The organism is Flavobacterium suzhouense, from assembly GCF_042684765.1.
GTDB lineage: Bacteria > Bacteroidota > Bacteroidia > Flavobacteriales > Flavobacteriaceae > Flavobacterium > Flavobacterium suzhouense.
This window is the reverse complement of sequence record NZ_JBHUMD010000003.1, coordinates 48,356-61,445: the sequence shown is the minus strand read 5'-3', so window position 1 is coordinate 61,445 and position 13,090 is coordinate 48,356. Positions and strand designations below refer to the sequence as shown.

Below are 13,090 nucleotides of genomic sequence, written 5' to 3'. Positions count from 1 at the left end.
GGTTTAATTATGACAAATATAATTGTTTGTCGCAACTGAATTTAATTTAGAGGGAAATAAATATTAAAAGTGGCTCCCTCTCCGGGTTTTGATGACGCATTTAAAATAGCCTTATGGTTTTCTGCAATTTTCATGCATATAGCCAGTCCGATCCCTGTGCCTTCATATTCTGTTTTGCCGTGCAGGCGCTGGAAAACTTCAAATATACGTGATGCATACTGTGGGTTAAAGCCAATGCCGTTATCGGTTACTGAAATGTGCAGATAATTAATGTTACTGTTAGCGTTAACATTGTCAATAGTGGTTCCGGCTACGGTTTCGGATAATATGGTTATCTCGGGCGGAATGCCATCACGGGAGAATTTAAGCGCATTAGATACCAGATTGTTGAATAGCTGCCTGATCTGGAACGGAATAGCGGTAATTGTAGGCATTAGGCCAATGGATATTACTCCGTCCTTTTCATTTATGGCATCAGCAAAGTCTGAAGCAATTTCCCTTAGCATGGTATTGAGGTCAACGTCTTCAAAAGTTTTTTCCGTAGCATTAGAACGCGAATAGGTAAGCAGATCCTGGATTAGTTTTGTCATCCTTCCTGCTGCGAGCTGCATACGGGTAAAGTTTCGTTTGCCTGATTCTGATAGGTTTTCAAACTCATTAGCCATAATAATACCTCCAAAAGTATGGATTTTTCGTAATGGCTCCTGTAAGTCATGACTTGATATATAGGCGAATGAGGACAGTTCTTTATTAGTGCTTCGCAGTTCCTGATTGGCAATCTTAAGTTCGTTAGTGCGTTCAGAAACAAGTGTTTCCAGAGATTCTGATAAAAGTCTGAACTTCTCTTCGCTTTTTCGTAATGCTTCTTCAGCTTCTTTTCGCTCTGTAATATCTATCATTACCTTAGTGGCGCCTATGGTTTTGCCATTTTCGTCAAATAGGGGCTGAGGGTGCACAATAACATGGCGGCGGTCGCCATTGCTGCGGTACATGTATATTTCAGTTTCTATAGAGCGACTTTCCTTGAAAGCCATTGCCATAGGGCTGTTATCGTGGGAAATAGGTGTGCCATCAAGGGCAGAGAGCTTATATGATCCACACCAACGGTCGATGCCGGGTTCGGGCTTACGTGCCCAAAGGGTTTCGGCAGCTTTATTGTATAGGTCGATATAACCATTTTCGTCAATGGTGTACATGGCAATTGGCAGCGTTTCAATGAGTTGTGCATAACGTCTATTAGCTGCCTTTTCCACTTCACGGGCTTTGACACGCGGAGTGACGTCATTAACCGTACACATAATACCGTTTATCGATCCGTCTGTTTCATACAGAGGAGCGTATTCATAATCAAGGTAGTACAGGTTTCTGCCATCATGCGAATCTACATAGGCGGGTGACTCTGAAGCGCGGTGTGGAATACCGGTTTTCATAACCTCTCTGAGTAACTCGGGATAGTCCTGTTCCAGCAATTCAGGGAAAACTTCCAGGATACTACGGCCTACAACTTCGTGGAACTCCTTGCGCCACAGTTTTTTAAGCATTACCTGATTTGCTATATCAATAATTAGATTTTCGCCTTTAAGGATAGTGATCGCTATGGGCGACTGCATTACTATGTTTCTGAATTCCTGCTTTTTAACCGTTAATTCTTTCTTTGTGTTCACGATGTCCGTCACTTCAGTGCAGATAACAATAATGCCTGATACGTTGTTATCTTCCTCGTAAAGAGGCTGGTAAACAAAGTTGAAATAACACATTACCTTATGTCCGTTGCGCATTAGGTAAACGCCGAGTTCATCGCCCACATAAGGAACACCGGAGGCATAAACTTCCTTCATTATCTCTTCGATAGCCTGTCCCTGTATTTCCGGAAGAGCTTCAAATAATGGCCTGTCGATGAAGTCTTTTGCCTCACGATCAACGAGTTGCAGGTAAAGAGGATTGGCCATTTCTACCATCAATTGAGGGCCTTTCAGGATGAGTATACCTATGGGAGCCTGTTTAAAGTAGTTGCCCATTTTGGCTTTAGCTGACTCATTTTCAGTGCTTTTGTCGGAATACAACTGATTAATCCCTTCGATGCCACGGGTAAGTTCGCTATGGTGGGTTAAAACAGGGTTATCTTTTTGATTGTCAGTATTTTGAGTAGTATTGGCTTTAAGTTCATAAAGCTCGAGTTGCAGCAGATAGTTTTCCGTCTTAAGGTCCAGTATTTCAATGGTTTTTAGTGCTTCGGGAGTATTGCCTTCGTCGTATAACTTTATCGCTTTGGCTGCTGTGTCTATAATGCTAAGCCTTATGTTTTCAAGACTTTCGGGGACTTCTGTTTGTGAAAATGTATAATCCGTAAGGATGACTTTTGCGCCATTTCCGGACACATAATCCTTAACAGATTGTACTAATCTGCCGGTTAAATTACGGGGTGTAGCAAAGTTCATTTCGTTGCGGGTATTCATATAGTAAGAATTCTTTTGGGTAAAAGAGGTGCATCCGCTAAGGTAGCTTATTTGGTTGTTAAGTATTGATTAAAAATGTTATTTTGTAACGAAATATGCAAAATCTCATAACCAGTACACAGTTGTTAATTTTACGCTTTTTGTTGTCAAAACGCCATTTTCGTGCGTAAAATTAAAGGTAGTCAAAATATTGAAAAACAGTCAAATAAAATTTAATATTACTTTTGCCGACTCTAAAAAGAAAAACGGTTTTACAAAACCTCCAAAACACATTTTTTGACCAAAAAATAACCCCGGAAAGTGATTTCCGGGGTCATTCGATATTCAAAAATTAAAGACGTCTTTTTATGCTGTTTTCAGCTGTGCCGCTTTTCTGTTTCGGCTAATCAAAACCAAAGTGGTAACCGAACCCGTTAATGCCATAGCAACACCTACCAAGTTTGGCGAAGCATAGCTATAACCCATAACCAACGGTAATCCGCCCAGGAAGGCTCCAAGTGCGTTCCCTGTATTAAAACTGGCTTGTAATGATGCCGAAGCAATCATCTCTGAACCTTTAGCAGCCTGAATGATAAGCATCTGTACGGGTGCGACTACCGCAAACGACAAGGCTCCTGTAACAAATACCAGTATTAGCGATATAATCTGGTTGCCGGAGAACAGGTATACGGCCAACAGGTTTGTTGCCATGATAAGCAATACCGAAAGTACCGTAGTGGCAGGTGAGAAGCGGTCGGCGAGGCGGCCCCCGACGAAATTACCTACTACCATTCCCAGTCCGGCGAGGATAAGGATGTAAGGGACATTCTCGGCAGAGAAGCCTGATATTTCGGTAAGTAGCGGGGCAATATAACTGATCCAGCAGAACAATCCGCCCGTACCTATGGCAACGATAAATATGATGAGCCATGCATCGACCTTTGTGAAGAACTGCAGCTGTGTTTTAATGCTGTCTATTCTTTTGGATTCGAGCTTTGGCATGAGCAGCAGCAGGGTAATTACGGTAATGAGCCCTATAATGGTAACCACTACAAAGGTATAACGCCAGCTGTAGTTGTGGCCTATATACGTTCCCAACGGCACCCCAACCACGTTAGCGATGGTAAGCCCCGAGAACATAATAGCGATAGAACGTGCTTCTTTACCGGCATCGGCGAGGCGAGAGGCCACTACAGCACCTACACCAAAGAAGGCCCCATGCGGCAACCCCGAAAGGAAACGTGACGCAAACAGCAGGTTGTAACCCGGTGCAATTATCGATAACGCGTTGAACACTGTTAGCATAATGGCCATAGCCAGCAGCATTTTTTTAGGAGGAAAGTTGCGCCCGGCAATAACCAGTAGCGGTGCGCCAATAACCACACCCAGGGCATAGGCAGAGATAAGGTGGCCCGCCTGCGGTATGCTGATATTAAGGTCGTGTGCGATATCGGGCAGCAGGCCCATCATAACGAACTCTGTGATGCCTATGGTAAGGCCGCCCAGAGCGAGCGGTAGCAAACTTAGTTTCATGGCACAAAGGTACTACATCTTTTTAGTGTAATAACAAAAATTACAGTTAGAATTGTATTACGAAAAGGTTATTGTTGATAAGTTGGGAGTATTTAGTTGTTAATAGAAAACTCAATAATATTATTTATAAGTCCTGTAAGGAGTGTTGATTTATCTCCTGATTCCCATGCTAATTCCAATGTCTTTGCAATAGCTAAAGGATTCTTTTCAAGGTCAGGAGCATTTCCGTATATAGCTGCTGCTTTATCTCTGTGTTTTATCCAATTAGCACCTAGCTCTTCCTTGATTGTATCTGTTAAGTTTGTTTTCCAGCAGAATAGATTATTTTTAGATATAATGGATTCCGGAAGCTCATTTTCATCGGAATATCCTTGTATGCTTAAGATTGATTTGTTCTCTTTTTTATGTTGTGGTACTTCGTGATCTTTTGTTTTGTTTGTGTCAGCATCAAAAATAACATAAGTCGGAATTTTTAAGAGATTTGCTATTGCAAGAGGCTTTATTAGATTATTTTTCCCATTTACTGGTACTATATGGCAACCGTTTTTCCTAAAGTCAAAGATTTTTCCTGTAAGCAATAAATATGAAGTAAGATAGGCTACGTCTTCTATGCCTTCGACTAAGATTAATTTTCTACAGAAGAACATTTCATTTACAATAGGATTTAGAGATGGATAAAGTTTTGCAATCATCCCTGATTCTTTAATGTGTTTCTCTCCAATTGATTCTAAAGTTTCTGTTAGTGAAGTGTAGGATAAAGAATTGATTAATGTATGGCTAGGGTTTCCATTGTCTCTAACAATTCTTATTTTGTCAAAACTATCACCAGGAATGAATAAAGGACTGTGAGTACATATTAAAATTTGCGAATTCTTTTCGGCTAAATCTATAAGTGTTTCTGCTAAATATCTTGCTTGAGGGGGATGTTGATACAATTCAGGTTCTTCGATTCCCATTATTAATGTTGGACTATTTTCATCCTCAATCTGTGATAGTTCTTGTAATAATGCTAACATATATGAACGCTGTAATCCATGTCCGAATCTTGATAAATCTCCTTCAAATCCTCTTTCTCCTAACTTAAGATATGCGAAAGGCTCCTCAATTTTTACTGATTTTTCAGGGTCTTGTTTCCATAATATCTGTGCAGTTAAATTCGGATGAGCCCAAGAAGATAATCTGTTTTGTAAAGAATCAGATATATCTTTCAATACAACTTGTTCTTGATCGAGTAAATTTTGATATTGCTGTTTTGCCATAATACGTAAATGGGTTACTTGATCATTGAAATTTACTTTTGAACGCACAGTTCTTGCAAGTAACTGTCCAAGTGCAGATGTTTTTGATTCTTCACTTTCTTCTGTAACATCTTTAACTGCTGGTACAAAAACCCATTGTATATGAGGTGATAGTCTATTAGTTCCTTTTGTGGCTCCATAGAATTGATCCTCGCTTGGAATCAGGCTACATAAATCAGGTCGATTGGCTTCATATTCTTGAAGTTTGTTTATCATATCAGCTTTAGTTGTAGCAACGTCTAAGTCGGGATACTTTGCTTGAAATTTGTTATAAATTTCCTTTAAATCAGAAACTTTAGCACCACTTTTATCCGCTTCAAAAAACTCTGCGAACTCGATAACACCTAATCTATTGCCATATTGTTTTACTTCAGCTCTTTGAGTTTCGGCGTCGTATTTTCCTATAGTAGTGATAATTAGTTTTTCTTGTCTTACATAATTTGCTAAATCCTGTTGGGCTTGTTCTGATAAATCAATAAATGTTACTGTGATTTTAATGTCTACAGATGTGTCTTTGTGATGAAAATCGCTTTCTGTTAGCTTACTTAAATCAGTTTTACTGTCTTTATATTGTCTGAAGAAAATATTTAAGGCATTAAAAACTGTAGATTTCCCAGCTCCATTTGGCCCTACAAAGCAAGAATAATCATCTAAATTTATAGTTTGATCTTTAAAGGATCTGAAGTTTTCTATTTTTATACTTTCAATTTTCATATCTTTCTGATTTACAGTAAAAATATGATTTTCTGATTATATGATAGTAAGTAAAAACACCTATTTTTAAGAAAATACCTACCCCAACTTCACTTCCTTCACCGGGCTAAAAATTCCGGTACTTCCGTCAAGGCGGCGTAAAATGGTAATGCGGTCGCACAGCCATTCGGCCTGGTAGTCAAAAGGCGTCAGGTCTTCAAGGCGGTCAAAGTCGGCCGTAGCAATGTTGCGCGCAATGGTAACGTGTGGGTGTATCACCTTTTTGGCGCGTGGCCTTTTGTCCAGTATGCTGGTCTGGCGGTAGCTGCGCTTTGCCTCGGGCTTGGGGTCAAGCAGCGCTACAATATTGTTTATAGGTTCGGGGTCTTCTATCTTCAGGCACAGCGTACGCGAAACACCTCCGTGTTTCAGCACTTCGTGGCCGTCCAGCTTTATGGTAAAAGGCTGCTGTGCGGCAGCAGCTTTTTTTACAAGCTTCAGCACCTGTGTATCGGTAGTGGCTTTGGTCTTAAACAACGACACATGCGCAATACTCTTGCGGTTATAATCTTCCAGGCCTATCATGCCGTGCAATTGTTCCTTTAGCCCGTCTACCGCCTCCTTAATGGCTTCGTCGGGAGAGAGCAGCACGAAGTACTCGTACACATTCTCGTTAAAAAGGGTTAATTGCGCGTTGTTCTTTTTGGCCATGTTTGATTGTTGTGTTGCAAAAATAGAGAATTTGTTTAAGGTTTAATGTTTTAATGTTGAAAGTTACCACTGTTGAGAGTTAACCACAAGGAACACTAAGTAAACATACACAAGGTTCACAAAGCTTTGTGCGCTTAGTGTTACCTTAGTGACCTTTGTGGTTAATCCCATAGACGTATGAGTAAGCAACTTTAAACCTTAAACTTTGAACAAATCAACCTAAAGCGTATGTTCCGCGATTACATTCCATTGTTCGCCGTTGTGCTGTAGCAGGTAGAACTTATCGGCACGGAAGGTAGCACTGTATTTTTTGTGCTGGTACACGTCCATGGCGCGGGCATACTGCTCGGGCGTAAGGTCGCGAAAGGCAATGGTCATGTGCGGGTGAAAGTTGCGTTCGGTATACGGTATGCTAATGTCGGGGTAGGAGTGCTCAAAGGCATTCAGTATTGATTTTTGCAGGCGTTCCAAACCGGGTGTCATTATGGGTTTTACATAAATAACAGGGTTGTCCTTATTGGGGAAACTGCCGAAGTCTTCCAGTTCTACTATAAAGGATTCTGCCATTGGGCGTATGCCGTCAAACCATTTAAGGAGGTTGTTGTGTTCGCGCGTCTCAAGCTTAAAAGGTGCCTTCAGCGTGATGTGAGGCATGGTGCGCAGGGCACGGCTGCTGTTGTAATTGGCGGCAAAATCATTTTTAAAATCCGTTACCTCTCCGGCTACGGTTTCATGCGGTATAAGGGCTATAAAGTATAAATTCTGATCAGGCATATTCGTGTGTGTTGTATTACAAATATAAGCCTTATGGATGGGCAATTTTGGTGGTATTATGTTATTTGTTTTGGTTTTATGTGCTTTTTAACGATTTTTTTAACAAAGTTCTCAATCGTATATTTTTTTGTTATATATTTCCTAGAGAATTGGTAGAGATATAAATTTCACTAAAAATATTGAAATTGTGGAATATCGAATTTTTCTGTCTTTTTGTAGTTTGTAAATTGATTTATGTCTTACATTTGCAGTAAATATTTGATTTTTACAAAAAAAACGGTGTTTTTGAAAGAAAAATAAAACAAATTTGATAATTCAGGCGATATGCCTTTAAGATAAAAAAGTGATAGGCAAGATTTAGTAGTTTATGTTTTTATTACTTTTAAATGCGGCTTCGGCCGCATTTTTATTTACAGCAAAAAAAAGGAGGCCCTGTTAAGGGCCTCCTCCGGTTTAGGTATTGAAGGTTTTATTGAACTATGATCGCTTTCTGATCTATTAGTTCGCCGTCTTCTTTCATGACAACAATATATTGTCCTGCAGCGTAACGGCCTAAATTAATATTCCATACACCATTTTGGGTTTCAGGAGTGTATTTCTCAAGAAGTACACCCATCAGGCTGTAAATTTCAAGAGATCTTACCTGTGCTTTTTCGTTAGCAAAAGTATAGGTTAGTCCTGTTGCATCCCTTGTAGGGTTAGGAGATACCGTCAGTCTGTTTTCAAGGATTGTTTCGTCAGATATCTCACGAGATTTCAGCCTGCAGTCAGGGAAATCGAATTTCTGTGTTGTTTTACACAGATCACCTTTTTCATTTACTGCTGAAAGGGTAATTTCAAGCGAACCTCCTACGAACCAACCAGGAATGAACTGTACTGTAAATCCTGCTCCTCCCGGTGGTACTGAAACTGCACCCGGAACAAATGTTCCGCTTCCGGCAGGGCCACTCAGGTTCACTGTTATTGGTGTTCCGTAAGGGTTGTCGATATAGATATCTATAACATAGAAACAGAATTCTTTGTATTCAGCTTTGATAGATTTGATGTCATACCTTACATCACATTTACAGTGGTTCATGGTTACGTTCATCTCGTCTGTCGTTTTCTTACATGTACCATTGTCAAGAGACATCTGGTATGTGCCTGATTGCGAAACAGTGTAGTTAGGAACAGAGCCACTTCCGGCAACATCAACGCTGTAGTCTCTTATCCATTCCCATCCAGCAAATATAGCTCCCGGTGCAGGACCAAGGATTTCAAACGGACTGTTTTCTTCTTTTTCGCTACAGAATTCATAACAGCCTGTAGGGAATATCCAGAAGTAAACTTCAGGATCTTTAGGTACGTCAAACTGATATGTTGCAGTACATCCTCCAGGGTTTGTAAATGTAAGCAGGTAAGGACCTCCTTCTGTTACCACAACGCTTTGTCCGCTCATACCATTGCTCCAGTTGTAAGTACCAGCTCCTGAGGCAACACCGTCAAGCTGTACCTGGTAAGGATTGCAGCTGATGATATGCCAGTTAGCATATATACCTGTTGGAGCAGCATAGGTTGTAACCTGGTAGTTGGCAGAACCAACACAGTAACCTGAACTACCGTCAGATACTCTTACTTCAACAGTAAAGGTTGCCGTAGCAGGGCTTGTTATGTATGAAGTGTAGTTAAGGATTGGCGATGAGCTCCATGTTGTAAGTGCAGTACCGTTTCTTAACCATCTGTACTGAAGAGTTCCTGCTCCGGCATAACCAGATAGCTGGAATGATTCTCCTGCACAAACTGAATCTGGGCCTGTAATAATAGGATCCGGACTCATAATGTATGCTGCATTAGTACCCTGAAGCTGCTTAGTACAACCGTTAGTGTTGTTAAGCATTACCCAGTAATTTCCGGAAGTTGGTGGAGAATATGTTGGTATTGTGGTTGTTGCCATAACAACATTTTCTTTCATCCATGTATACGAAGAAACCGGAGTTCCTGTATTGTTAAATGTAATTGTTATTGGACTTCCCTCACAATTAGGAGAGTCTGATGACAATGTACCGGCTAGTCCGTTAGGAGCTACGGTAACGGTATGAGTGTCAGTTAATGTACAAAGTCCTAAAACTGAAACCGAAACTGATACTGTATAAGTACCCGGTGTTGAATATACCTTGTATGGTGATGGCATACCGCTGAAAGTTCCGTCGCCAAAGTTCCAGCTGTAAGATATGCCCGATGCAGCGGCAATATTAGTAGTAAAGTTAAATGCTGAGTCGCTACATGCACTTGTTGGTCCTGAAATAACAACAGGAGCAATTACAGGAAGTGACTTAGGTGTGAAGGCAGAACATGTTTGGAATCCTGCTCTTGATAACTCTATACCAAAGTTATAGTTGCCACCCGGTATTGTAACGGTGTACTGTGTTGCACTGGCAGGTACAGAGTATGGCGTTCCGTTTACATAGAACGTTTTGCCTGTTGCCGGTGTAGGAGGATAGTACTGAGACTGGTCGTATAGCGTAACATCATACATTCCCGGTGTTGAACTACATTGTACCTGATACAGTACTTTAGGAATAAATGGTATGATCATGCTTTTGTAAGTAGGTATTACACATGTACCTCCACCAACAGCATTGTATGTTGAGTAGTAAATAATAGTGTGGTTACCTGCTTTTAGATAATCTATATTCGCCGTTGTAGAAGTTGAACTTAACAAGTTAGCTTCTGGCCCTACTGACCATGAAGTTGCCAGCGGTGCCGGGCTCGCACTTGCAGTTGCCGATACCTGAGTACATGAAGTTTGTGTAGCATTTACAGTTATCGATGGTGTAGGTGATACAGTACAGTTAGCACATCCGTTAAGGACTTTTACTGTATTAGTATACGATCCACATCCATTACTGTTAGCAACATACACTGTATATACACCAAAAGCTGATACCGTATAGCTGCTTGATGTTTGTCCGGACTGTGCTACGCCGTCTTTATACCACTGGAAAGTTGTTGTTCCAAAGCTTCCGTAATTTACAGTAGCTGTAAGTGTAAATGGTGTTACCGTGTTACAGAATATTACATCCGGAGCCGGAGAAATAAAAGCTACCGGTGTAGGCATAACTGTAATGGTTCTTGTAACAATAATAGGTGTAGAACATCCATTTGCACCTGTAACAGTTGCAGTAATAGTGTAATTAGTATTTGAAGTCTGCAGTGGGAAATAATGTGTTTGCGGAGCACCGTTATAAGGGAAAACGTCATCCGGAGTACCGTCGCCGTAGTTAAGGCTGATGGTTCCTGATGTTAATCCCGGAGTTGAAGAAATTGTAGGTATTAACGGGCTGTTGGCACATATGCTGTTCGGTGCAGTTAGAGTTATTGTAGGCAGGCTGATAAATCCTACGTTTAGCGATGCAGTATAATATGTGTCACATTTTCTAACCCTTACTTTGATTTGTGTACCGGCTGAAGGACTTTGATTCCATTGAATCATTGCCGAAGCGGTATTTTGTCCTGAAATCACACTTCCTGAAGAAGCAGGTGATATTGACCATTCATAAGTGTCTCCTTCTAAATAGCTTGCGTTATAAGGGCCAGATATTGAGTTTGGACAAATGTTTGAAACCTGTGATCCTGAGATGGTAAGAGGAGTAGCAGTGTGAGGTACTACCGTTTTGCTTACAGTACCGGATGGACAATGAGGATCAGTTGCGTTTTCTCTTCTTACAGAAACAGTATAGCTGCTAAAACCAGGGTTGAAAGTAACGGTTACTGCATTGCCATAGTTAGATCCGCTAAAAGTACCATTAGTAACCGACCATACAAGAACAGTACCCGGCTCAGTATTAACCATGCTGTATTCTACTGGAGTAGAAGGACATATTTTTGCAGGTCCTACAATAGCTGCCGCATTTGGAGTTACAGGTATTTTGTCTACTCGTATAATAAACGGTTGATCAGGAGGACAGAAGTTAGTTCCTGTTACGTCAAGGCTGTAGTTTCCAACCATGGTAAATACATGGCTAAAGCTATTTCCTGTTCCGCTTACCGTTGTGTTGTTAGGACGTTTTAGAGTCCATGTACCGCTAAATCCTGCGTTTAAGGTATAAGTATTGTTACTGTTTTGGCATACTGCCTGAGGTCCTGTAATAACACCCATTGGTCTTACATAGATGTTATATTCTGCAGTTCCACCGCAGCCTAACATTGTGTTCGTATAAGTGCATCTCAGGGTAATGTTTCCGGTGCTGCCTGTTGTTAAGATCACTTCATTACGTTGGTCGGTATCCATAACCCAGGCACCTGTACCATTATTATCTACTGACCAAACAAAGTCTGTTGTAGGCCATTGCGGTAATTTATACCTGTACTGACTGCCTTCACATACCACAGCGTCGCCCACAATTGTGCCTACACTTTTTACAACAGGAACTTTTATTGTTACTGATGAACATGGTGAATGACAAGCGCTGGCATCAAACATTACATAACCAAAACCGCTATCGTCAACATTATCCCAAACAACATCTATAGATTGTCCGTAAGGCATTGGGCTTAATATTGTTCCGCCAAATACTTTCCAGTCAAACTGGCTACAATCTTGTGCTACACTGTCCGGGATGCTGTAGGTGTCTGTTGCATTTTCGCAAACCACAGAATTACAGCTTATTTCGAATGCTTTAACGTCATGTACGTGAATTATTTTTGTAATAGTTGCTGTACAGTTACAAGAGTTGGTAATCGTTAAGGTTACTTTGTAATCCCCACCCTGATTATAGGTGTGTGAGGGTTCAAAAGCAGAAGAGTATGTGTTATCCCCAAAGTCCCAATAATATGAAACTATTTCTGATCCGCCTCCGTCATTTGAAAGATTTGTAAAATAAATTTCTTCAAGTGCACAGGCATAATAATCGTAGTCTTGTTCGCTATATGGGAATACAGTGAACTGTGCATAAGGTCCTTCAATAATTTCAATACAGACCTGCTCTGTTTTTGGACCGTTAGGTGTGGTAATGGTTGCTGAAACCGATCCCGATCCTGCATTACCCCAGGCGACTACACATGAAGTGTTGTTTGATCCCTGAATTGTACCTCCCGGTGCCGACCAAGCTACTGGCCAGGAAGGGTTAGATCCTGTAAGGGTGTAAACTACTGTGCTTAGTTCGCACACTTTTACACAACCGCCAGTGCCAATGTCTTCCTGAAAACCTTTACGGTCATCTGGTTTGTAGGTTTGACATCCCGATTCGCTGTTCCAGGTGAGACTGATGTTCTGTGCCTGGAGGGGAACGGTAAATAAAAGAAATAGAAAACATGCTAGAATTGGCAATTGCCGAATTCTACTACGCGAAAGGTAATTTTTCATTGATAGTAGGTTTTTTTAGTTGTTAAACAGTGTTAAAGCTAACTAAATGTTTACCTATAAAAATGTTAAAAAAATGATAATATTAACGTTTTAAAATACTTATTGTTCGGAATCGGTTAATTTTAAAGGTGTTTTCTATGTTTAACATTTTAATAAAAAAATGTTATTTATTTAACAATGTAGTTGAATTCTGAGTTTTTTTAAAACATTTTGTTTTATTTTAATTAGATGCCCATGATTGTTTTGTAGTGTTAATGTTTTGCAGTTGTTTAGCATTTTACCGGGTAAATATTTTTAATTTT

The 13,090-nt window shown here is 40.5% G+C and carries 6 protein-coding genes; all 6 read right to left on the bottom strand.

Annotated elements, in window-relative coordinates; genetic code table 11:
* Positions 1-41 precede the first annotated feature (41 nt).
* Positions 42-2,456: a PAS domain-containing sensor histidine kinase gene (locus tag ACFSR3_RS01110; RefSeq protein WP_379819339.1), complete on the bottom strand. Its 2,415-nt coding sequence runs from the start codon at positions 2,454-2,456 to the stop codon at positions 42-44.
* 345 nt (positions 2,457-2,801) lie between these two features.
* Entirely contained in the window at positions 2,802-3,968 is a 1,167-nt protein-coding gene (locus ACFSR3_RS01105; protein ID WP_379819338.1) for an MFS transporter, read from the bottom strand.
* 92 nt (positions 3,969-4,060) lie between these two features.
* The gene (locus ACFSR3_RS01100) at positions 4,061-5,980 is read right to left on the bottom strand and encodes an ATP-dependent nuclease (RefSeq protein WP_379819337.1); all 1,920 of its coding nucleotides are present in this window, start codon (positions 5,978-5,980) and stop codon (positions 4,061-4,063) included.
* Between the two features lie 78 nt (positions 5,981-6,058).
* Entirely contained in the window at positions 6,059-6,610 is a 552-nt protein-coding gene (locus ACFSR3_RS01095; RefSeq protein WP_379819336.1) for a 2'-5' RNA ligase family protein, read from the bottom strand.
* A gap of 279 nt (positions 6,611-6,889) precedes the next feature.
* The gene (locus ACFSR3_RS01090; RefSeq protein ID WP_379819335.1) at positions 6,890-7,444 is read right to left on the bottom strand and encodes a 2'-5' RNA ligase family protein; all 555 of its coding nucleotides are present in this window, start codon (positions 7,442-7,444) and stop codon (positions 6,890-6,892) included.
* A 469-nt stretch (positions 7,445-7,913) separates the two neighbouring features.
* Positions 7,914-12,788 carry a PKD domain-containing protein gene (locus ACFSR3_RS01085; protein ID WP_379819334.1) on the bottom strand — a complete coding sequence of 1,625 codons (4,875 nt, stop codon included), beginning with the start codon at positions 12,786-12,788 and terminating at the stop codon, positions 7,914-7,916.
* Between the last annotated feature and the right edge of the window lie 302 nt (positions 12,789-13,090).

Excerpts from the sequence above, each read along its gene's own strand:
- ACFSR3_RS01110 (WP_379819339.1), bottom strand. The coding sequence starts at position 2,456 with ATGAATACCCGCAACGAAATGAACTTTGCTACACCCCGTAATTTAACC.
- ACFSR3_RS01105 (WP_379819338.1), bottom strand. The coding sequence starts at position 3,968 with ATGAAACTAAGTTTGCTACCGCTCGCTCTGGGCGGCCTTACCATAGGC.
- ACFSR3_RS01100 (WP_379819337.1), bottom strand. The coding sequence starts at position 5,980 with ATGAAAATTGAAAGTATAAAAATAGAAAACTTCAGATCCTTTAAAGAT.
- ACFSR3_RS01090 (WP_379819335.1), bottom strand. The coding sequence starts at position 7,444 with ATGCCTGATCAGAATTTATACTTTATAGCCCTTATACCGCATGAAACC.
- ACFSR3_RS01085 (WP_379819334.1), bottom strand. The coding sequence starts at position 12,788 with ATGAAAAATTACCTTTCGCGTAGTAGAATTCGGCAATTGCCAATTCTA.